The sequence below is a fragment of the Streptomyces sp. NPDC048604 genome, assembly GCF_043199435.1.
Lineage (GTDB): Bacteria > Actinomycetota > Actinomycetes > Streptomycetales > Streptomycetaceae > Streptomyces.
The window spans coordinates 98188-119825 of record NZ_JBICVX010000012.1 but is presented as its reverse complement, the minus strand read 5'-3'; the positions used below and the strand labels follow the sequence as shown (position 1 = coordinate 119825).

At 71.3% G+C, this 21638-nt stretch carries 17 protein-coding genes; 8 read left to right on the top strand and 9 right to left on the bottom strand.

Annotated features, from left to right (window positions below; genetic code table 11):
- Positions 1 to 12 precede the first annotated feature (12 nt).
- Genes ACGFMM_RS24345 through ACGFMM_RS24335 form a run of 3 tightly spaced genes read right to left on the bottom strand, consistent with a single transcriptional unit; the run spans position 13 to position 8470 of the window.
- On the bottom strand, positions 13 to 4608 hold the full coding sequence (locus ACGFMM_RS24345) for a DUF6603 domain-containing protein (protein ID WP_393648535.1): 4596 nt from the start codon (positions 4606 to 4608) through the stop codon (positions 13 to 15).
- Positions 4605 to 6329, bottom strand: a complete 1725-nt coding sequence (locus tag ACGFMM_RS24340; RefSeq protein WP_393648534.1) for a hypothetical protein — start codon at positions 6327 to 6329, stop codon at positions 4605 to 4607. Before ACGFMM_RS24340 ends, ACGFMM_RS24345 begins: the two co-directional genes overlap by 4 nt.
- Before the next feature lie 2 nt (positions 6330 to 6331).
- On the bottom strand, positions 6332 to 8470 hold the full coding sequence (locus ACGFMM_RS24335) for a hypothetical protein (RefSeq protein WP_393648533.1): 2139 nt from the start codon (positions 8468 to 8470) through the stop codon (positions 6332 to 6334).
- 911 nt (positions 8471 to 9381) lie between these two features.
- Here ACGFMM_RS24335 and ACGFMM_RS24330 point away from each other — a divergent pair.
- The 4 genes from ACGFMM_RS24330 to ACGFMM_RS24315 all read left to right on the top strand — a co-directional run bounded on the left by ACGFMM_RS24330 (position 9382) and on the right by ACGFMM_RS24315 (position 12027).
- Positions 9382 to 9612 carry a hypothetical protein gene (locus ACGFMM_RS24330; RefSeq protein WP_393648532.1) on the top strand — a complete coding sequence of 77 codons (231 nt, stop codon included), beginning with the start codon at positions 9382 to 9384 and terminating at the stop codon, positions 9610 to 9612.
- A complete protein-coding gene (locus ACGFMM_RS24325; protein WP_393648531.1) occupies positions 9609 to 10520 on the top strand; it encodes a sigma-70 family RNA polymerase sigma factor in 912 nt (303 codons plus the stop codon). Before ACGFMM_RS24330 ends, ACGFMM_RS24325 begins: the two co-directional genes overlap by 4 nt.
- Positions 10517 to 11389: a hypothetical protein gene (locus ACGFMM_RS24320; RefSeq protein ID WP_393648530.1), complete on the top strand. Its 873-nt coding sequence runs from the start codon at positions 10517 to 10519 to the stop codon at positions 11387 to 11389. The genes ACGFMM_RS24325 and ACGFMM_RS24320 overlap by 4 nt, the downstream gene beginning before the upstream one ends.
- Before the next feature lie 170 nt (positions 11390 to 11559).
- Complete coding sequence (locus ACGFMM_RS24315) at positions 11560 to 12027, top strand: hypothetical protein (protein WP_393648529.1); 468 nt, start codon at positions 11560 to 11562, stop codon at positions 12025 to 12027.
- 136 nt (positions 12028 to 12163) lie between these two features.
- Here ACGFMM_RS24315 and ACGFMM_RS24310 read toward each other — a convergent pair whose 3' ends face one another.
- Both ACGFMM_RS24310 and ACGFMM_RS24305 read right to left on the bottom strand, forming a co-directional pair.
- Complete coding sequence (locus tag ACGFMM_RS24310; RefSeq protein WP_393648528.1) at positions 12164 to 12388, bottom strand: hypothetical protein; 225 nt, start codon at positions 12386 to 12388, stop codon at positions 12164 to 12166.
- A gap of 192 nt (positions 12389 to 12580) precedes the next feature.
- A complete protein-coding gene (locus ACGFMM_RS24305; protein WP_393648527.1) occupies positions 12581 to 13837 on the bottom strand; it encodes a serine hydrolase domain-containing protein in 1257 nt (418 codons plus the stop codon).
- 270 nt (positions 13838 to 14107) lie between these two features.
- Between ACGFMM_RS24305 and ACGFMM_RS24300 the strand changes: the two genes are divergently transcribed.
- The 3 genes from ACGFMM_RS24300 to ACGFMM_RS24290 all read left to right on the top strand — a co-directional run bounded on the left by ACGFMM_RS24300 (position 14108) and on the right by ACGFMM_RS24290 (position 17097).
- Positions 14108 to 15940 carry a HEAT repeat domain-containing protein gene (locus ACGFMM_RS24300; RefSeq protein ID WP_393648526.1) on the top strand — a complete coding sequence of 611 codons (1833 nt, stop codon included), beginning with the start codon at positions 14108 to 14110 and terminating at the stop codon, positions 15938 to 15940.
- A 327-nt stretch (positions 15941 to 16267) separates the two neighbouring features.
- Positions 16268 to 16750 (top strand): DedA family protein, encoded by a 483-nt coding sequence (locus ACGFMM_RS24295; protein WP_393648525.1) that lies wholly within the window; start codon positions 16268 to 16270, stop codon positions 16748 to 16750.
- 56 nt (positions 16751 to 16806) lie between these two features.
- Positions 16807 to 17097, top strand: coding sequence for a hypothetical protein (locus ACGFMM_RS24290; RefSeq protein ID WP_393648524.1), 291 nt, complete (start codon positions 16807 to 16809; stop codon positions 17095 to 17097).
- 21 nt (positions 17098 to 17118) lie between these two features.
- On the opposite strand, the gene ACGFMM_RS24285 is transcribed toward ACGFMM_RS24290, so the two are convergent.
- The 3 genes from ACGFMM_RS24285 to ACGFMM_RS24275 form a co-directional block, all read right to left on the bottom strand.
- On the bottom strand, positions 17119 to 18072 hold the full coding sequence (locus ACGFMM_RS24285; RefSeq protein WP_393648523.1) for a sigma-70 family RNA polymerase sigma factor: 954 nt from the start codon (positions 18070 to 18072) through the stop codon (positions 17119 to 17121).
- A 10-nt stretch (positions 18073 to 18082) separates the two neighbouring features.
- Positions 18083 to 19306 carry an NAD(P)/FAD-dependent oxidoreductase gene (locus tag ACGFMM_RS24280; RefSeq protein WP_393648522.1) on the bottom strand — a complete coding sequence of 408 codons (1224 nt, stop codon included), beginning with the start codon at positions 19304 to 19306 and terminating at the stop codon, positions 18083 to 18085.
- Positions 19307 to 19440: 134 nt separating this feature from the next.
- Complete coding sequence (locus ACGFMM_RS24275) at positions 19441 to 19869, bottom strand: VOC family protein (protein ID WP_393648704.1); 429 nt, start codon at positions 19867 to 19869, stop codon at positions 19441 to 19443.
- A 119-nt stretch (positions 19870 to 19988) separates the two neighbouring features.
- Here ACGFMM_RS24275 and ACGFMM_RS24270 point away from each other — a divergent pair, with 119 nt between their 5' ends.
- Positions 19989 to 20621, top strand: a complete 633-nt coding sequence (locus ACGFMM_RS24270; protein ID WP_393648521.1) for a TetR/AcrR family transcriptional regulator — start codon at positions 19989 to 19991, stop codon at positions 20619 to 20621.
- On the opposite strand, the gene ACGFMM_RS24265 is transcribed toward ACGFMM_RS24270, so the two are convergent.
- Positions 20555 to 21241: a hypothetical protein gene (locus tag ACGFMM_RS24265; protein WP_393648520.1), complete on the bottom strand. Its 687-nt coding sequence runs from the start codon at positions 21239 to 21241 to the stop codon at positions 20555 to 20557. The two genes, ACGFMM_RS24270 and ACGFMM_RS24265, sit on opposite strands and share 67 nt — an antisense overlap.
- Between the last annotated feature and the right edge of the window lie 397 nt (positions 21242 to 21638).

Sequence of the window (21638 nt, the reverse complement as noted above, 5' to 3'; positions counted from 1 at the left end):
TCGTCGGTGCGTTCATGGAGTGAAGATCTCGGCCGCGGCCGTCAGGACGTCCTGTCCGTCGGGCGCCGCCACGCCGGTCAGGACGCGGCCGCCGGCAGCGAGGACCCGGCCGTCGGCGAGGAGCACAGCGGTGAAGTCCCACCGGCCGGAGGCCAGAGCGCCGGTGCTCGTCCAGGTGTCGGTACGCGGGTCGTAGGCGGCGGCGCTGCGGAATCCTGCGTCGTACCGGGGCCCGCTCGTGCCACCGAGGACGAGCACCTTGCCGGTCGCCAGCAGAACCGTTCGGTGGCGGCTGCGTCCGCCGGGCATGGGCGCGACCGGCGTCCACCGGTCGGTGTCGGGGTCGTAGATCTCCGCGGTGTCCAGGCTGCCGGCGCGGTACCGCCTGCCGGGCCGCCCGGTAGGGGCGTCCCCGCCGGTGACGAGGACCGTGCCGTTCGGCAGGAGGGTCGCCTGGTGCCCGACGCGCGCGGTGGTGAGGCTGCCGGCCGGTGACCACAGGCCGGTGCGCGGGTCGTGGAGCTCGCAGTGGGCGAGCGCGGCCCGGCCCTGGCCCGTGAGCAGTGCACCGCCGATGACGAGGACCCGGCCGTCGCGGAGCCGGACGGCCTGATGCCCGGTGCGGGCGTCCGTCATCGGCTTGGCGTCCTCCCACTTCCCGGTGAGGGGGTCGAACAGCTGGGCGGAGGCCAGGGCGACCGGTACGCCGGCACGGGGTCCGGTGCCTCCGGTGACCAGGACCTTCCGGGAGGACAGGAGGGTGGCGGTATGCCCGTGGCGGACGGCCGGGGCGAGGGCTCCCGGCGCGACGGCCGTCCAGCGCTCGGCGACCGGGTCGTACAGTTCGGCGGCGGCCAGCGCGGCTCCGTCCGCCGCCGCTCCACCGAAGGCCAGAACCTTGCCGTCGGCGAGTCTGGTCAGCGAGTGGAGACGGCGTGCGGTCTTGAGCTGGTCCGTCGGGGTCCACTTCCCCGCCACGGGGTCGAACAGCGTGCTGTTGGGGAGGGGTACTCCGGCTCCGTCCGTGCCGCCCGCGAGCAGCACCCGGCCGTCGGAGAGCAGTACGGCGGCGTCGGTGGAGGAGTCCGTGGCCACTGGCGTCGGCAACGTCGCGGCGTCACTCCAGCCACCCGGGACGACGCCGGTTCCGAGCGCTTCCGACGAGGGCAGGACGTGCAGCGTGCCGGCGAGACCCGGCTCGGCGTCCACCCATTCGGCGAGCGCCTCGGCCGCCGTGGTCCGGCTGCGGAAGCTCGCCGGACCGGCGGCGACCGCGGACCCGCCGCTGCCGGGCGGGAACGCCTGCTGGTTGTTCCGTTTGTGGGCGACGACGAACCGCTGACCGGTCACCTGGAGCGTGTTGGCGGCGGCGTAGGGCTGCCGGAGGGCGGCTTCCTGCTGTGACAGGGAGGAGCGACTGGTGCTGCTGCCGTCGAGGAGGGGCTGGAACACCGCGGGGCTGACACTGCAGAGCTTCTTCTTGCGGGCGGGGGCGGTGTCCGGCATCGTTGCCGCGCCGTCGGATCGGAGCCGTGTCGCCCCGCGGGCCTTGCTGTCGATCACGATGAGTTCGTACCGAGCGCTGCGGCGGACGGCGCGCGCCGACGCGAGGGTTCCCTGCGCGGCGGTGAGTTCCAGACCGGCGTCCTGGTCCTCGTAGGGGGCCGCGGTCAGCTTCGCGGCGTCGTCCATGTCCTGGAACTGGGCCATGGCGAACTTGTCGTCGGGGACCGACACCTGCAGCAGTCCGCTGTCGGGCGCCGGGGCGATGCTGAACCGCTTGCCGTCGCGTGGGCGCTGGGCGCCGACGCGGTCGATGCGCACGTTGAGCGGGATCAGCCGCTGGTGCACGAAGAGCGTGCCGAGCGGGTGGAGGACGAGGCGGTCGGCCTCCGGCAGGGTCCGCAGGTTGACGAGTGCTTCGGCGGCGCCGGTCGGCAGCCTGGTTTGCCAGCCCTCCACTTTGCCGATCTCGTCGCTGAGCAGGGGCAGGACGTCGACGGGCGGCAGGGTCGGGTTGTTGCTCTCGCCCCAGGTCAGGTCGAAGTCCGCGGAGATCTCGAAGAACAGCAGCGAGATCGAGCCTCGCCCGCGGGCCCGCCACGGGGCCGGGCCCTCCAGCTGGAATCTGAGGTGGATGCTGAACAGGCCGACGCCGAAGGCCTTGAGGGAGAGGTGGGCCGCGACGTCGATGAGGAACGCGAACGGGGAGAAGCGGAACAGGGCGTCGAAGGCGAGGTGGCCATGGAGGCCGAAGTCCTCGAACCCCAGGGTCAGTTCGGCGCTCGCGCCGAACTGCGCGGTGTTGCTGGTGACGGCGAAGTAGCCGGACACGCGGATGCGTGCGAACGGCTGGTTGATGATGTCGACCGAGATGCGCGGCGGTACGGGGAACGGCAGCGGCGGCGGCTTGAACGAGGGGTGGAAACCGCCCACCGACAGGACGAGGTCTCCTTCGCCCCAGCCGACGAGCAGACCCATGCCGCCCTCGATCGTCATGAACAGGATGCGGGACTCGAAGAGTTGGGCGTAGAACCAGAGCCGCTGTTTGTCGAACTCGATCGCGCCGATGAAGTTGACCTGGAGTACCAGCAGGGGCAGTTCCCTGGAGGGCAGGATGCACCGCAGGACGCCGATGACCGCGATGTTGCCCGGGATCTCGACGATGACGCCGAGAGAGACGCTGATCAGAGTCGGGGTGCCCCAGCCGATCTTCGCCATGGGGCCGAACAGGAAGGTGCCCTGTTCCGGAGGGAAGAAGGCCCGCAGGTCGCTGAGGATGCGCGGGGCGTTGGCGACCACGTCCTTGGGGAACATGACGGACTCGACGGCGCCGGTGCGCACGCCTTCGGCCAGCGCGCCCAGGTTCATGGACCGGTTCAGACCCAGCAGTCCGCCGACGGCGAGCAGGGTGAATCCGTAGCCCAGTTGCAGGCCGATCCCGCCGAACTCGGCCGTCAGGATGATCAGCAGGGAGAAGCCCTGTGTGCCGTCCGGCATCCGGGTGGAGATCAGCCCGATCGCCTTCACGTCGATGAACCCGGCCAGCCGGAAGGCCAACGCTCCCGCGTACTCACCGCGGTCGGGATCGAAGGAGAGGAAGCCGCCGCCGCTGACGATGTCGAGGTCCATGGAGAGCCCGACCCCGGTGGGCGGTTTGGGGCGGGGCTGTACGTCGACGGGGCCGAGGTTGCCGTTGCCGTCGGGCGTGAGGGCGAGGGGGATCTCGATCCCGAGGCCCTGGACCGCGCCCGTGATCGGCCCGAGACTCGCCTTCAGGTCCGCGGTCAGGGCGAGGGTGAACGCGCTGTCCTCGACTCCCAGCAGCAGCGTCAGAGCGGAGAGGTCGACCGCGCCGAGGCCGATGTGGGAGGCGAGCCGCACCTCCAGGCCCCCGCTGCCTTCGAACCGCAGGCCGTCGGCCGCGCTGAGCCGGGCGCCCAGCTCGAAGCCGCTCTCGATCCGGACGTCGCCGAGCAGTTGGGCGATGAAACCGTCACCGCCGGCGAGGGTGATGAGCACCTTGCCGCGCTGCAGGAGCGCACCGAGCTGGATGTCGAGACGGCCGTCCGGCTGGGCACGCAGCCGCAGGGTCACGTCCACTTGCTCGACCGAGATCCGGCTTCCACCGGGGAGGGACAGCAGGATCACCGGATCGGAGGGGTCGCGGCGGTAGCTGTGGACCATCTCGGCCGTGCCCGAGACGGTCGCGCCGGGCGGCGGTTCGACCCTGGCTCCGCCGGGCTGGAACACCAGCTTCGTCTCCGCCGGCACCTCGCCGTCGAGGCGCAGCGTGAGAGTCCAGGTCTCACCGCTGCGTTCGACCGTTCCCCTGCTCAGCCCTTGCGGCAACTCCACCGCGATGCCGGGCGGGTCGAGGTCGGTCCTCGGGGCCAAGGAGGCGAAGACCAGATCCAGTGTCGGGGGCGTTGCCGCCTGGTCGAAGAGCGACGGCAGTCCGGCGTAGGCGGCGATCCGGTCGAGCACGGAGAGGATCTTGGCACCGTCGAACCCCGGGGCGCCCCAGTCGTACAGGGCGGCGAGCTGGACGTTCGGCTCGCTCAGCCAGCCGCCGATGCGGTCGAGGTGGAACTCGTTCTCGGTGAAGAACGGCTTCTGCGGGTCGATCAGGCCGACGTTGCGGTCCGTGCGCACCAGCACGCCCAGGAACTCCAGGAGTTCGTTGGCGCCCTGCTGCCGTCCCAGGAACTTGGCGAGCAGAAGGTTGAACACACGCTGCGGGAAGTTCGCCAGGATCGGCCCCGCGCCGGGCAGGTTCAGACCCGTGAGTGCGGTCTTCAGCCCGTCGAACCCGGAGATGACCGCGTTGATCTGGCTTCCGGCCTGGACGACCTGGCGCAGGACTTGATCCCACTGCTCGGCTTCGACCGCTTGCTGAAGAGTGCGCAGCAGGTCGACGAGAAAGCCGACGGATCCGGTGGTGGTGCTGAGAGTCGGCGCGATGGCGGTGGCCTGCGCATCCGTCAGCGGCAGCCCCAGCTCGGCCACGAAGTCCCGTGCCCCGGCCTGGGAGAGGCCGGTCAGCGGGGAGAGAAGCGCGGTCAGTTGCGCGACCAGCCCGTCGAGGGTGCCCCGTTCGCCGGTCATGACCCTGCTCTCGGACGGGCGAGGGCTGCGGGAACGTCCTGGATCGACTCGGCCGGCGACAGGGCGCCCGTCAGGACGCAACCGTAGCGTTCCAGGTCACGGCGGAGAGCGGGCCCGGCGTACCGGATCAGCAGCGGAAGCATGGTGTCGACCAGTTGGGATCGGCTCACACCGTTGATCACCGTGGGGACGATGTGCCCCGGAGTGCGGACGCCTTGCACACAGTGGTGGTAGAAGGCCGGTCCCTGCACAGCTCGCCAGCCGGCGGCGACGGGACGCGCCGATGTGATCAACTCTCTCACCTCCTTGCGGTGTTGGCCGATCTTGCCCAGCAGCAACCGCCCGAGGACGCTGGTGCGGAGCTGCTCACGCAGTTGTTCCGCACCGCGCCGCTGGGCGAGCTCGACGGCGGACGGGGCCCCGCCCAGGAAGATCTGGACCCGGTCTCCCGCGCTGGGCGCGGTGCCGGACCAGCCTTCCTCGGCGGCCGGGATCTCCACTTGGAGCCGTTCGAGGACCGCGCCGATCGGCGTGGCGATACCGAGGTTGCCGATGTGAGCGAACTCCGGCGCGGTCCGGTCGAGTTTGAAGTACTCGTCGATCGGGCCCGCTCGGATGATCATCGCGACGACGCGGTTCTCGTGATTGATCACCACGCTGCCCGAATCGCCGCCCTCGAAGGTCAGTTCCTCGCCGTTGTGGTAACTGTCGCTCAGCGACTGCCCTGGGATCGGGCTGGGTCTCGGCAGGATCAGGAACTGGTTGACGTTCGTCTTGGACCCGCCCCCGTGGTCCCTGGGGTCAGAGATCCCCAGCCTGAAGACGATGCGGTCGGGATCCGCGACATCGGGCTCGGAGATCGTGTTGCTCAGCATGGTGCCGAACCTCAGCCGCCCGTTGACGGCGTTGTACACGCGCACGTACTGCTCGTGGCTCGGCAGCGTGCCCACGGGCGGGCCCTTGCCGATCCCGAGACCCTCGGTGACGGCGCCCTTGATCGGGATCGTGGTCACCGTGCCGCCGACGTCGACCTGCCAGGCGTTGTGGAACGTGACTCCGGGATCGAGCCGGGCCATCGCACAGTCGGTCTCGCTGGCGTGGCCGGGCAGGTTGGTCCCTCCCGGCCCGCGGACCCGCGCGGGGATCCAGTTGAAGCCGCCCGTCCACTGTCCCTCGCGGTAGCCCCCGACCCATTCGTTGCCCTCGGTGGGCTGCGCCTTCAGCTTCGGGTCGTAGTGGGGGCGGCCGATCTGGACGCCGCTCGAGCAGCATGAGCTGTAGTCGGGCGAGTAGACGGCGAGATCGCCGATGACTTTGAAGCCCGGGAAGAGGACGTGGGCACAGCTCAGGAGCACGGGGTGGCCGCTGCTGTCGCGGGCGAAGCATCCGAGCGAGCCGGGGCCCTTGTTGTGATTGGTCTCGATGCTCGCCCCGGCCGTGACGAACGGGGGCCCGGCGCACGGGACGGTCGTGCGGGCGACCACCACCCGGGTGGGCAGCCCCAGCAGGCTCGCCGGCACGTCGGCCGGCAGCCGCCGTGGTCGCACGCCGCGGCCCCGCACCCGACCCGAAGGATCGTCAGCGCCGTCGACGTACACGCGCCACACCGGCGTGGCACTGTCGTCGGCGACACCGAGCCCCACACCCAGGAATCCGGGCAGGGTCCGGAGCATCCGGCGCACACGTGGCAGCCGCCGCCTGAGGTGTTCCACCGAGTTCATGATCACTCCTCCCGGCCCGGGTCCACGCGGGCGGCTCCGGCGTACTCGGCCGACGCGACCGGTGTGACGCCGAGGCAGTCCAGCACCGGTGCGATGGGGCAGGCGACACCGTCGCCGGCGGCGGTGGCTCCCCAGATCAGTCCGACGAGGCGCTGCCGCTCATCCAGCAGTGCCGCTCCCGAGTCGCCGGGCGCGGAGAAGTTCCGCCCCGGATCCCGGGGCCCGACCAGAAGCTGCCCCGGTGCCGCGAACTCGCGGTCGTCGATGAACGGCCGGTCGGGGTAGGCCACGTCCAGGAGAGTGCCTTCCGTAAGACCGGTGGCCGGTCCGTCCTTGCACACCAGGGCGCCCGGCTCAGGGCGGGCGACGGCCGTCGGCCAGGGACCGGCGAGCGCCTGCCGCAACCAGTCCGGCAGGTCCTGGAACCGGTCGAGTTCGATGAGCGCCGCGTCGACGAAGTACTCCTCGTCGTCGTGATGCACGGTGCCGAGACGGCCGCGCCGCGCACGCCCCAGCCGGACGGGCCTGGCCGGGCCCTCGCCGTCGGTGGACGGCGGTAGCGCCCGGACGGTGTCGCCCTCCTGAGCTCCGGCCCCCAGGACCACATGGTGGTTGGCCAGCAAATGGTGGGCACCGGCCGCATCGCGTACCAGCACGCCGGCGACACCCGGCACACCGCGGGAGTTGACGATCCGGACCATCGGCGGCCGCGGGGAATCCGACAGGCTCAGCAGGCCACGGAGTGAGGTGGCACGGTGCGCCAGATCCAGTACGTGCTCCTGATGGGCCGCAATGTCGGCGCGCAGGGTCGCGCTGCCTTCGGCCATCAGCACATCGCGCATCGCACGCAGGGTGTCCACCGGCCGCACCCCGTCGATCTCCGTGGGCAGCGACCAGGCCGGCTGTGCGGCGTTGCGGAGGACGGTGTTGACGAACGCCGGGCCTTTGTGGCGGTGCCACGTGACCATGACGCGACGATTGTGATGCACCAGATCGCGTACCTCGGCCATGTGGCGGCGGACCAGTCCGCCCAGCCGGCGACCCGGTTCGCCGGCCTCCAGGGTGGTCCAGGCGGCATGGAGCGCCGACGGGTCCACGGGCTCCCCGCCGCGGCTGATCGCAATGCCCGGGGCGGCGACCGCGCCGCCGCCCGTGGTGAGGCCGGGCGGAAGCAGTTCGGTGTTCAGGAGCTTGAAGGCCGCTCCCACGAAGATGCCCTGAGACCGCGCGGTGAGGATCTCGACCGGCTCGCTCTTGCCTTTGACGAGGACGAGCTGCTTGACCCCTTGCGCAAGGATGCCCACCACCCTGCGGCTGTCGTCGACGATGGGTGCGCCCGAGTCCCCGGGCAGCGAGAAATGCCTGCCTCTGACGATCAGCGTCGGTTCGGAGGCGGTGCCGCCGACCGACACGTTCAGCCCGGAATTGTCGAACTGCGCTTTGATCTTCTGCGGGGTCATCGTCGGATCCGCGGTCTCGTACCGCAGCATGTCCAGCCGGTACTCGGAGACCGGCTCCTGCCCGGGGGGAGGCACGGCCTCGATCTCGAAGACCCATGCCTGTCCCACGACGACCTGACCGCCGCTGAGCTCCTTGGTCGTCACCCGCCTCAGCGCCACCATCTTCCCGCGCGAATGCTGGGTCTTCGCGCCGTACTTCTGCACGGGGATCTGGCGCTCGGCGGGCAGCGGCGAGACTCCCTCGGACGAGCTCGTCGGCTCGGACTCGGAGAGCCGCCATTCCGCGATCAGGTCACGCGCCTCGGTGATCTTCCCAATCTTCGGGACCTCGTTCGACGTGTTCGTCCGGGCGTCCAACTCGACGAGTGCGGCGTCCACGGCGAAGTGGACCTGGCCGATCTTCACTCTGGCCTGGATGGCCTCGTCCTTCAGCGGCTGAAGGGTCTCGCGGACCACGTTCCCGATGGGGTTGTTCCACTCGAGCTCACAGCATTCGCTCAGCTTCGGCGAGTACACCAGCCTGGAATCCGCCACCTCCTGACCGAGCGGCGCCACTCCGAGGACGTGCGCGCAGGTCAGCATGTACCGCCCCTGCCCTCCGATCTTCCGGACGATCAGCCCGGCCGTGCCCTGGTCGAAGTTGCCGTGCTTGCCCCGCGTCACCCCCTTGCCCGCGTGCACGCTGGGTTTGCTGGAATGCGGGACGGCACGGGGCTTCAGAAGCTCCAGGAGTGACGGCTTCCCTTCGCCGCCAACATTACTCACCGTCACCTGCCAGCCTGCCCATGCGCCCTGACGAGCGCGGCTGAGCCCTCTGGAGACCACGTGCGGACCACCTCGTTCGGCCTGGACGACCAACCGTCTCGCTACAGTGCGTTACGATCTTCATTGCACACGTGACTGAATGCGAGCGCAAGTACCCGATGGGGTGAGTCACCGCGTACGGGCGTCCGGCCGGCAACGGCTCGTCCGCCGGCGCGGGAACAGGTTCCGCTGCCGAGGTCGACCTCGTGACAGCTGGAGTGAATCCGGTCCGCCGCCGTCAGGACAGGGCTTGGGGCTCACCGACGGGACCGATTCCGGCGAGGAATGGTGTCGCCACGTCAGGCCGCGACCTACGGCGTGGTGGGCGGAACGGGCCGGGGTGGGGGCGCTGTCAGTTGTCTGCGCTACGGTCGTCATCCCCTGCGCGGGGTGCCCGTTGTCGCCCGGCCTCTATCTCAGGCCGGGCGGCAACGAGTTGGCCGTCCCCCTACTTCGGCACGGGGGCCGGGCCTCTTCCGGATGGAAGGGCGACACCGAGGTGTACCGCCTCCATATGAGGGGGTCCCCGAGAGGAATGCAAGGAAAACCGGGAACTTCGCCCGCACGGCCTACCCTGTGTGCTTCTACGTGCACGGAAACGGTCGTTCCGGCCTTTCGGCTGACCGTCCACGACTCCTAATGTTCCGTGATTCCTTGATCACGTCGCGTGATCAGCCCGTGCCGGTCCATGCTGATGCTCCCTCACCGGCGGATCGGCACCCGCCTGTTGAAGGGGCCTACTCGGCGTGGCCTTCCGGATGGCTGCGGCATTACACCAAGGAATGGTGATGGACAGGAAGAGGATGGCGGCAGCAACGGCGCTGACGCTGGTGACGTCGGTCGTGTTCGGCTGGAGCGTGGTGATGGCGGTGACGGGCCACGCGGCCCTCATCGCCGTGGCTGCCCCGGTCCTGGGCCTGACAGTGACCCAGGTCCTGCACGGCGCCCGCCCGCAGACCCCACCGACCGTCGGTCAGCGCGCCGCGGCCGCGAACGACAAGGAGGACGACGCCCCGTGACGACGTCGTTCACCACACCGGGACCGGCCCCCGAACCCGTCCCGCTGCGCCCGGGCCGCAAGCTGGGGCCCATCGCGGCCACGGTCGGCAGCGCCCACCGCGCCTGGCTGGATCCGACCCGCGAGCATTACCTGACCAGCGGACGCACCCTCAACGACCTCAGCCTGCGCATCCCGCTGGCCAAGTCCAAACTGTCCGAGCTGTTGCGCGGCATCGGTCACTACCCCCGCTGGGAAGTGATCCACCGTCTGGCCGAGGAACTGGACATCCCCGGCTGGCCGCTGCACCGCCTGTGGAAGCAGGCCGCCCTGGACGCCGGCAAGACCCGGGACTGGATCGAACGGTCCACCGAGAACACCGCCGGCACCGTCACCACCGCCCCGTCCGGGCCTCCGCTGGAGCACGGTGCCCTGCGCTCCATGGTCACGGCGGGCTACCGCCGCTACGCCGGGGCCTTCCTGCCCGACCCGGCGACCCGTGACGCCGCGATCGAGGACACCTTCGCCATCCTGTGGCTGTCCTTCGGCGACGCCCTCGCCAGCCCCGACACCCGCCGCTACGCCTGGGACATCCTTCGGGCCACCGTCCAGGCCAAGGCCGACCACCGCGACCACCGGCCCCAGCTGACCGGGGCCGCCTTCGACACCGTAGCCCTCCGCGAACAGCCCTCCCCCGAAGGCGAGATGGCGCAGCTGGCCGAGACCCTGGAACTGTTCACGGCGATCAGCCGCCTGCCCGACGGCCAGCTCGACGTCATGGTGCTGCGGCGCCTGTGCGGGTTCACCGCCGAGAAGGTCTCCGACCTCCTCGGCATCCCCCTGGCCGCCGTCCGGTCCAACGAACGCCACGCCGAACGATTTCTGGAAGACACCATCGAGCTGCCCGACACCGGAGGAGCCACGCCATGACCATGCTCGACGACATCCTCGCCAGGGCGCTGCTCGTCCACGATCGCGCCGTTCCCCGCGACACCGTCGCACCCCGCGAGACCGCATCGACCGGACAGTCCCCCACCGATCGGTATCGCACCGGCCATTCCCCGTTCGCCCCGGGCCCGTTCGGCGCAGGCCCGGGCACACCGGGCCATGCCCAGTCCGGCCGTCCGCCGGCCTCCTCGGCGAGCGCTGCCGAGGACCTGCGCGCCCTGTGCGAGACCCTGATCCGCCACACCCCCGCCACCGCCGTCTCCGCCTTCGTCACCGACCAGGTACCCGAACCCCACAGTGCCCTGGTCCTGGCGTGCGTCCTGCAACTGACGGACACCGACGACGCCGCCCGCTTCTGGTGGCAGTACGCCGCCGGTGCCGGCCAGCCGGGCGCCGCGTACTGCCTCTACCTGCACCACCTCGCTCTGGGCGAGACGCACGCCGCCCGATGGTGGCACACCCAGACCGACGAGGACGGGCCGCCGGCCCCTCGCGTACGCACCACGATCCGCTGGGACGACGACCCGGTCGTCCTGTGCCACGAGGACAAGGCCTCCACCGCCACGATCGTGCGTGTCCTGAGCAATCTCGCTCAACAGGCCAACCGGCCCCGCTCCGCCGTGGTCTCCGAGCTGATGGAGTACATGCCCACCGCCGTCGCCATCGGCTACCTCCGCGAACCCGACAGCGAACTGCCCCTGCCCGGCCCTGCCTTCGCCCGAAAGATCCAGACAGTGCTGGACGCTGCCTCCGACCGGCCGGACAGCCCCGACGACCGCCCGGCCCAGCGGCGTGACACCCACCACCCCGCGTTGGTCTCCCGCGAGACCGCCAAGGCCACGACCCGCTGAAGCGGCACGCCCGCGGCCCGGGGCACCCGGCGATCCCGTCATAGCACCCTGACCGGCCCGCACGAGGAATCCTTCCGCGGCGCTGTCACATTCTCGCGCGCGGCGGTGTCTATACGGAGCAGCCCTGCCGAACAGCCGGGCGCAACAGTCGAATCACTCGGAGGAACACGTTGAGACTGAACCTGAGGCAGAACCTGAAGTACCGCGTCCTCACACTCGTCGCGGCGACCGCCGTTCTCGCCGGAAGCTCCCTCACGCTCGGAGCGGATGGCGCGGCGGCAGCGGACTGGACGTTCAAGAAGAGCGCGGTGTCCTCCAACGGAAGCTTCTCCATCGGTGCCTACAACAACGGCACCTACGCCGGCGCCATGGTGTGGAACGCCGACCCCATCACGTCGACCGGCATCCCCGGCGACGCGTTTCAGGTGGTCGACCGGCTCTCCGACGGCTGGGGCATGGAAGCCACCATGATCATCCCGGTGACGGGGCGCGTCGCCACCACACGCGGCCACGCAGCCGTCTACTACAGCCCCTGGAACACCGGTGATCTGAGGGAGGACACCCAGGTCTCCATCCAGCTCTGCGCCGTCGCCGGCGATCGGAAGGTGTGCAGCGCCGCGTACAGCGGCCACGCGTAGCCACGGCCGGCCCACGCACGCGAAGTCTCACCGCCCGCCCCGGAGCACCTCACGGGGCGGGCGGCGGGATCGCCTACTCCGCCACCGGCCCGGCCTCGGCTGCCCCCACCCGGCGTCACCTCAGGCGCAGCCAGAGCTACGGGCGTCTGCTGAAGCCCTTGCCGTCGTAGAAGCTCTCGCCGGGCCTCCTGCTGAAACCCTTGCCGTCGTAGAACGCCTCACCCGGCCGCCTGCTGAAACCCTTGCTGTCGGTGAAGGCGTCCCCCGGACTCCTCCTGAAGCCCGCGTAGTCGGTGAAACTCTCCCCGGGCATCCTGCTGAAACCCTTGCCGTCGTAGTAGCTCTCGCTTCTGGAGTACACGGGTCCCCCTCCTCATCAGCGACTTCGGAGCGACCCGGCTGCTGCCGCCTGACAGCCATTGCCCAACCCTGACGTCGACGTTAATCCAGCCTCGCCGGTTCCCGTCGCCGGTCGTGCCGTCGAGCCGCTCCCGCAGGGTATCCCGCGCGACCGGTGCCTGAGGCATGCATCGACAGGCTCGAACTGCCCCGCCTACGGCTCGCGGTGGCCCGGGCCGACCGGCGCGGTCGGCGTCGGTGCGGTCGGCGGGACTCCCGTGAACGCGGCGCCGGCGATGGCCAGCACGTAGTCGGTGTACTCCTTGCCCGTGCCCGTCCCGTTCGGGTTCAGGGAGTACACCACACGGCGCTTGAGGTCGGGCGTGGCAAAGAAGCCATTCTCCCATCCGGGGCGCGAACCGGTCTTGCCCCAGACGGTCACGCCGTTGTCGAGCGTGAGGCGCATCAGGCCGACGGGGGCGAAGCAGGCGTTGCCGCCGGCGCCGCCGCAGTGCTTGTTCTGGGGCGCGTTGGGGACCTCGGGGACGGAGAAGGCCAGTTTCTGCACCGCCGGCGGCAGGAGCCGGCCGCCGAGGAGAGCGGTCAGGAATCGGTCGAGGTCGGCCGCGGTGGAAATCATCCCGCCCTCGGCCCACGGGTAGGGACTCTGCTCGGTGACCTCGTCCAATCCGGCGTACACCCGCGCGTGCGGGCTGGGGATGGTGATGTCGTCGGCGGCCGGGAGGCTGGTGTGCCGCAGCTGGAGGGGGCGCAGGATCCTGTGGTCGAGCTCGTCCCGGAAGGAGTTGCCGGTGACCTTCTCGACCAGCAGCCCGACGACCAGCGTGTTGAGCCCGTTGTACTGCTGGACAGTGCCCGGCGCGGGCCGGTACTTCCGCCATGCCTCGTCGGCGGCGGCGAGCGCGAACGCATCCCGTACCCCGTCGACCGGTGCGACGCTCATGAGCCACCAACCCGGACCGCTCTTCGGGGTGGGGGTCGGAGCGGGCGCCGGAAACCCGCTGGTGTGATCAAGAATCTGACGTACAGTCACCTCACTGTACTCGGCGGGGATCAGCTCCGGCAGGTGGGACCGCACCGGGTCGTCGATCCCGATGCGGTGCTCGGCCACGAGCTGCAGCGCGACCGTGTGGGTGAAGGCCTTGGTCACGCTTCCGATGCGGAAGTGGGCGTCGGCCGACACCGGTCCGGCGGTGCCGGTCCACAGCGGCCCGCGACCCGGGCCGTCGACCCTGATAAGCGCACCGGCCTGATACCCGGGCAGTGGGGTGATCAGCTTCCGCAGCGGTTCGGCGTCGAAGCCGGCGGAGCGGGCGCGGGAGGCTGCCGTGGCCGCGGAGGGCGCGGCGTCGGTGGCGGTGGCGACGGGGACGCCCGCACCGAGCGTGAGGGCGACCGTGGCCGTGCCGGCCACGACGAGGCGGTGCAGTGGGGTGGTGCGGTGTCGCATGGGAGTGCTCCGGATTCGGTCGCTGTGAGGTCAGGTGGGTCGTTCGCCGAACGACCCCAACTCTGCTGTCTCCGACGGGCGTCGGCGATCGGTGATCACCCCGAATCCGTCCCTGATCCGCCCCGGACGACGACCCCGAGTCTTGCCTGACGCGGTCGGCCCGGCGGGGGCACCACCACGGCCCCGCCGCCGGCCCTCGCCGGCCGCTCTCCTCTGCTCGCACGGTGCGATGATCTGGACCTGATGGAGGTTCGGGCGGAGGGGGAAGCCGTGGGTGTCCGGGAGATCGAGGTCGCACACCTCGTCGACGAGGCGACGTACGCCGGCGCGGGCGCAAGGGCCGAGCGGGCCGCGGAGCGGATTCGGGACGTGCTCGACGGGGCGGACCGCGGCGAGACCGTCAACCTGCTCGCCGTCCTCGCCTCCCGCATCGAGGACTCCCCGCCCCGCCCGGCCGCCCACGCCGCCTTCCTCGCACTCCGGCCGACGCTCCTGCGTCTCGTCGAGGATCCGCGTCCGGGCGTGCGCACCATGACGGCCTGGCTCCTCGGGGGGCTCGGCCCCGGCGACGATCCCGCCGAGACGGCCCGCACCGTGGCGGCCCTGCGGTCCCGACTCGCCGACGACGCCGATCCGAGCGCGCGCGCATCCCGGCTCCGCGCCCTCGCCGCCCTCGCGCCCGGCGACCTCTCCGACGACCCCGACCACGAGGAGTTGCGCCACCCGGTCGCCCTGGTTCGGCTCGCCGCCGCAGAACGCGTCCATCGACACCGCGCCGCGTCGCAGTCGCAGCTTCCCTGGCCGGCCGGCTTCGGCCACGTCGTCGGTCGCGCGCTCGCGGAGGTCGTCGAGCAGCCCTGGCCGAGGCGTCCATGGGGCGCGGCTCGATGGGACGAGACGCAGGCGTGGGTGCGACGTCTGGTCGACCAGCCGGTCGAACTCGCCTCGATGGCCGCGACCCTGACCCCGCCGCCGCCCAAGCCCGTCTCGACCGGCGCCGTGCTCGCGGCCCGCACCTGGCTGGCGACGCGCCGAGACGCACCCGCGCGCCTCTGGGGGACCGTCGTCGAGGGCCTGTGGGCGGGCGGTGCGACGACCGACGCCGCCGCACGGGCCCTCCACGACGCCGGTTCCGCTGCCGTCTCGTACGCCGACCGCCTGGTGGAATGGCTGCGTGACGGGCCGTCGCCCGATGCGACCGGTGTCCGCGGGGCGGTCGCGGCCCTGATCGGCATCGGTGACCGGCGGGCGTTGCGGTGGGTTCCGGATCGGTGGTTCTCGCACTGGCCGGTCCCGATCACCGTGCCCGTCGAGTGGGCGCCTGAGATGTTGCCCGGTGCCATCGCGCAGCTCCGCAAGGCTCGCGCCGACGACCCGGAAGTGTCCTCCCTGCTCCGTGCCCTGGCCGCGTGGGGGCCAGTCGCGGCGCCGGCACTCCCGGAATTGCTGCCGCTGCTGTCCGGGCCCTGGGCCTGGGAGGTGACCACCGCCCTCGGGCGGATCGGGCCCCCGGCCAGGGCCGCCGGGCCGGCGCTTCGCGCGTACGCACTCGGGGACGGCCGCCCGGCCCGCCGTGCGGGCGGCGCGCCCGAGCCCGGGATGCCGTGGGCGGGGGCCCCGACCGCGGCGTGGGCCCACTGGCGCATCACCGGCGACCCGGAACCGGCCCTCTCCGTGATCGGCGCGGCGATGCGGCGGGGGACGGGAAGCCCGTTCCACCTCCTCGCCGAGCTCGGGCCGATGGCCCACGCCCACGCGGAAGCCGTACGGGACGTCCTGCGGCAGTCCCAGACGGCGCCGGCCTCCGTCGGACCACGGGCCCGGACGCACGCGGCCGAAGCATGGTGGCGGCTGACCGGCGATCCCGCCGAGGCGGTCCCCGCGCTGCTGCCGGCGTTGTGCCCTGACGGGCTCCGCGACCCGTGGGTCGCGGAGCGCTCGGTGGAACTGCTGGGGGAGATCGGAGCCCCGGCCGCACCCGCGCTGCCCGCCCTGGACGCACTGCTCGCCTCGCCGTGGCGGCACGGCGGCGGTGTGAGGTCGGACGAAGCCATCCGCGCCGTCGCGAGCGCAGCCGTCACCCGCATCCGAGGGAGCGGCTGACGTGCCGAGGGCCGTACCCGCGAGGGTGCCCGAAACGGCCTGTTGGTGCGCCGACCGGATTCACCGATCGCGCCTGTCGTTCCGCCGGTGGCCGGGCACCCTGCACCCTGGCATCCGCCTTCGGTTAGGGTTACCTTGCCTGGCGTGCGGGCGTGCCGGTTCGGGTTCCCGTGTCGCAGGTGGCAGCCATGAGACGGAACGGGCAGAGGCAGGGTGTACGTGAGAGACGGTGACCGGGCTTGTGCGCGTCGTACGTCCGCTGGGGCGGGCCGCCCATGCCGGTGACGGGATTCCCCGGTTCCGGCCCGGAGCTCGGGACGAGGCGCCGTGGATGAGATCGCCCTCACGGCAGGCGCCCTGTACGTCATCGTCCTGCTCCGTGCCGGAGGGACGTTCGCGGTCGGGTGGCTCGCCGGCGCCGGCGCCCGGCGCAGCAGGTTCGCCGGGCGGATCTCCTCGGCGAAGTTCCTGCGCGCCGAGCGGGCGATCCAGCGGTGGGGAGCGCCGGTGGTGGCCGTCTCGTTCCTGACCGTCGGCTTCCAGACCGCCGCGAACTTCCTCGCGGGCAGCATGCGCATGCCATTGCCGCGCTACCTCCCCGCCCTGTTCCTGGGCGGAGCGGCCTGGGCGATGATCTACGCGACCGCGGGCCTCGGCCTGCTCGAAGTGCTGGGAAGGCTCTTCGACGAGCAGCCGGCCCTCGGGGTGTCCGGCGTGGTCGGTCTCCTCCTCGCGGTGTGCGGGGTGGTGGCGTACCGCAGAAGAAGGTCGGCCATGCCCTCCGGTGACACCGCCGCCGAAGAATCGTGAGCCCGTCCCACGAGGGCGGGTGATGGGCGGGAGTTCCCGGGTGGCACGCTGGAGCGATGCGACCTGGAACCAACGTCACCCTGAAGGGCCTGCGGCTTCTGCTCAACGAGTGGGACCCGATCGGCGTCGCCGACGAAGTGCCGGACGAGTACGACTGCATGCTCGCCCCTGTGCTGAAGCGGCTCCGCGCCGGCGCCGACGAGGCGGAGCTCGGTGAGTTCCTGAGGCACCACGTCGAGGATCACTTCGGTCTCACCCCTCTGCCGTCGGCGACGGAGGCGGCAGCCGCCCGAGTGGTCTCCTGGTGGACGGCTGCCGGCAGCGCCCATGACACCGGCAGCGTGTAGCCACTCCCACAGTGCGCGCGGTCACCACTCGGCGATGAGCGGCGTGTCCCGTTCGTGGTGCCGCCAGGCTTCGGTGAGGTGGGTGAGGCGGGCGGGCGCGGCGATGCCGCGTACGGTTGCGATCTTGTCGCCTGCGATGTCGAACGTCACGGCGCCGATGACCTGGTCGCCGAGTACGAAGAGGATGGCGGGGGCGCCGTTGACGACCGCGTAGTGGACGGCGGGCGTGCCACCGGCCAGTCGACGCTTCGCCGGGGTCGGCTTGAAACCGGCCCGTGCAACGGCGGCGATGCGCTGCGGAGTGTCGAACCGCAGCAGCTTCGCGGCCAGGCCGGCGCCGTCGGAGATCGCGGTCGCGTCGTCGGTGAGCAGCGCCACCAGCCGTTCGGTGCGGCCGGAGGAGGCGGCGGCGAGGAATTCCTCGACGATTCTGCGGGCGGCTGCCGGGTCGGCTTCGCCCCCGCCGCGGCGCACGGCGGTGATGCGGCGACGGGCCCGGTGGAGGTGCTGCTGGCTCGCGGACTCGGTGATGTCGAGGATTTCGGCGATCTCGGCGTGGTGGTAGGAGAACGCTTCCCGTAGGACGTACACCGCCCGCTCCAGCGGTGACAGGCGTTCCATGAGCGTCAGCACGGCCAAGGAGACGGATTCGCGTTGCTCGAAGGTGTCGGCCGGGCCGAGCATCGGGTCGCCGTCGAGGAGCGGTTCGGGCAGCCAGGCGCCGGCGGTGCGTTCGCGGCGGACCTGTGCCGAGCGGAGCCGGTCGAGGCACAGGTTGGTGACGACCTTGGTCAGCCACGCTTCCGGCACCCTGATCCGCTGCCGGTCGGCGGCCTGCCAGTGCAAGAACGCGTCCTGCACGGCGTCTTCGGAGTCGGTGGCGGAGCCCAGCAGCCGGTAGGCCAGGGAGGCCAGCCGGCTGCGGCTGGCCTCGAACCGGGTGATGTCGAAGCGGTCTGCGGCGGTGCTGTCCACGCCGATCACCCTACGCGGCAGCCTTCTCTGCGGAGGCGTACTGCGCGGGAGCCAGGCGGTGCTTGCGCTTGGGCAGGCCGAACGTCGGGTGCGCGCTGGCCCACAGCGACATCCTCAGGATGCCCGCCTTGAAGCGTGCGGCCTTCCGGCCGCCCACGTACTTCGGCTTCGCCCGCCCTTCGCCGTCGACCGTCTGGAAGATCCCGTCCTGCCTCCCGAGACTGATGTGATTGCCCACGTAGACCAGCTTGTTGTGTGCGACCGTGCGACCGGTCAGGCGTCCCACGATCGCGGCCGTGGCCTGCATGCCGGTGTAGCCGGCCGAGGCGCAGGACATCGGCAGCGGCCGGCCGTTGTCGCCGACGGCATGGACGCTGTCGCCGGCGGCGTAGACGTTCGAGTGCGAGACCGACCGCATGGTGCGGTCGACGACGATCCGACCGTCCTCGGTGACCTCCAGCCCGCTCTCGGCGGCGATGGGACTGACGGCGAACCCGGCCGTCCACACGGTCGCGTCGGACGCCAGGACGGTGCCGTCGGCGCACAGCACCCGCGCCGCTTCGACGGCTTCGACGCACGTGTGCTCCAGGACCGTGATGCCCAACCGGGCGCAGGCGCGGCGCAGGTGGCCGCGGGCTCCGTCGGACAGCCGGGCGCCCAGTTCGCCGCGGGCGATCAGCGTCACCGACAGGGCGGGCCGGGACTCTGCGATCTCCGTGGCGGTCTCGATACCGGTCAGCCCGTCACCGACGACCAGCACGTTCCGGCCCCCGGCCGGCCCGCTCCCGTCTCGCCCGCCCAGGCCGCCCAGGCCGTCCAGGCGCTCGCGCAGGCGCAGCGCGGAGGGCCGGGAGGCGACGTCGAAGGCGTGCTCGGCCACCCCGGGGACGCCCTGGTCGGCGCCGTGGCTGCCCAGCGCGTAGAGCAGCGTGTCATAGCCGACCTCGCCGCCGCCCGCGGCGTCGGCCACCGCCACGACCTGCCGCTCGGGTTCGACCGCAGTCACGCGGGCCTGACGAAGCCGCACCCCCGTGCCCGCGAAGACGTCCGCGAGCCGGGGAGCCTCGACCTCCTGTCCGGCCACGAGCTGGTGCAGCCGCAGCCGCTGGACGAAGTCCGGCTCGGCGTTGACCACGGTGATCTCGATGTCCGCCGGGGACAGCCGACGGGCCAGGGTTCCGGCCACGTACGCCCCGGCATAACCGGCGCCGAGGACGACGATGCGGTGCTTCATGTGCTGCTCCTGTCGTTCGTTTTCGTGTTCCCGGTGACTTGAGCGGAGCAGCACGTCAATTCCTGACAGCCGAGGAAGGTGATGTGGGTCACCATGGGGCAAGAGCGCTGGGGCAGCCCGGCCCGGCCAGGGAATCAGGCGTTGGCGTACTGGGCCGCGTACTCCTCGCTGGGCGGAACGACGGTGATGACGTCGATCAGCACTCCGTCCGGCGCGGCGACGATGAAGTGGCGCTGGCCGAACTCCTCGGTACGCAGCGGCAGCACCTCACGCAGGCCGGCCCCGACCACCAGCCGCTGGTACTCCGCGTCCACGTCGTCCACCTCGAAGTTCAGCAACAGACCGCCGTTGATCGCGTTCCGGTGCCCCTCGGGAACCGTCGGGTGGTCATGGTCGAGGAGAGCGAGTTCGTACTGCGGGGCATCGGGGCGGCGCAGGCTGACGTACCAGTCCGCTTCGAAGGTCACCTCGAACCCGAGGTGTCGGGTGTAGAAGGCGCGGGAGGCCGCCACGTCGCGGGTGGCGAGGACCGGGTAGAAGCCGCCGAGCCTGGTCGTGGGCATGGTGGTGGGTTCGTTCGTCATCGCAGAGGTCTCCTCCAGATCCGTTTCACATACCCCCGGTATGTGAAGTACGGCGTTAGCATACCCCGGGTACGCGAAATGGAAGGGCGGTACGTTCGATGCCGGTCAACCGGGCACAGCAGCGGGCGGCCACGCGGCAGGCGCTGCTGGCCGAAGGACAGCGGCGCTTCGCCGCCGACGGCTACCACCACGTCGTGCTGGCCGAGGTGGCGCAGGCCGCCGGAGTCACCAAAGGCGCGGCCTATCACCACTTCGACAGCAAGGCCGGGCTCTTCCGGGCCGTCGTCCGCGAGGTCCAGCACGACCTGGGCGAGCGGGTCGCGGCCGCGGCCGAGCAGCACGAGGACCTCTGGGAGCAACTCCGGGCCGGCTGCCGGGCCTTCCTCGCCGCGGGCACCGACCCCGCCGTACGGCAGATCCTGCTCGTCGACGCGCCGACCGTGCTCGGCTGGGACGAATGGCGGACCCTGGACGAGGAGTCCTCCGCCCGACACCTCACAGAAGTCCTGGCAGCGCTGGCCGCAGCCGGCGTCATCGCCGACGAACCCGTGGACGCCCTGGCCCGGCTACTCTCCGGAGCGATGAACGAGGCCGCACTCTGGATCGCGCAGGGCGGGGACCCGCAGGCCGCGGAACGGGCGCTCGACCGACTCCTGGCGGGGCTTCAGGTGAGGACGTTGACGGCACGGGCGACCACCAACCCGAGGATGAGCAGGGAGACAAGGGACTGAATGCCCATGGCGATCTTCGCCCAGGGAGCCAGGGGCATCACGTCGGTGGGACTGAACGCGGTGGCGTTGGTCAGCGCGAGGTAGAAGTAGTCGACGAAGCGGGGCCGCCAGTCGGCATCGGCCAGTTCCGGGTTCAGCTGCTGGGGGAAAGCGAGCGCGGGCGTTGCGGGCATGCGGTGGAGACGTGCCGCGGCCCCGCCGCAGTCGAGCTCGAAGTACAGCAGGGCGAAGGTCAGAACCGTGCAGGCCCACACCGTGCCGCCGGTCTGCAGCAGGCTGGTGGCGGAGCCGGTCGCCTCACCGCTGTGGAGGATGTCGTCGACCAGCTGGACGGTGGCCCAGACGGCGCTGAGCGCGAGAACGCCCACCAGGGCGATCGACAAGGCGCGCAGTACCGTCGAGCGCCGGTCGATCCGGCCCGGGTCGCCGGCGATGAGCGCCAGGAGGAGCAACCCCTCGACGGTCGGGAGCACCCAGCGAGGCGCGAGGTGGAGGTCGTCGGGGAGCAGGAGGGTCAGCACCATGGCGGCGACGACGGCCGTGGCCATCGGCCAGCGGGCCTCACCGACCGGCTCCTGCCGACGCGGGCTCGCGGTTGGCTCGGGGATGCGTCCGGTCACGGTGGCAGGCCCTTACGGTCGAGTGCGGGAGCGACTGTCGCCGTCCTTGCTTTCGGAGGCGCTGATCAAGTGCCCAGCGAAGCGCAGCCTCGCCCCGGCTCTCCGGAGCCACGCAGCAGCCCACCCCCAATGGGCGACGAACCGGCGCCGGGACTCCAGCAGCGCCCCCTGGTGGCCGGCCGTGTCGTCGGCTCCCCGCAAATTCGGTGGAACGCCGCTGCCGTACGCACTTACCGTGGGTCCGCCCCACGATCCCACTGTGAAAGACGTGCCGTTGTACACCCAGTGAGTCTCACGATCGCCCTTCGCGCGCCGCACATGTGCCCCGCGCTCCCTCTCGCTGCGGTCTTCTCACTGAAAGCGGTACATCTCCGTGTCCAAGAACCGGGTGGCCTTG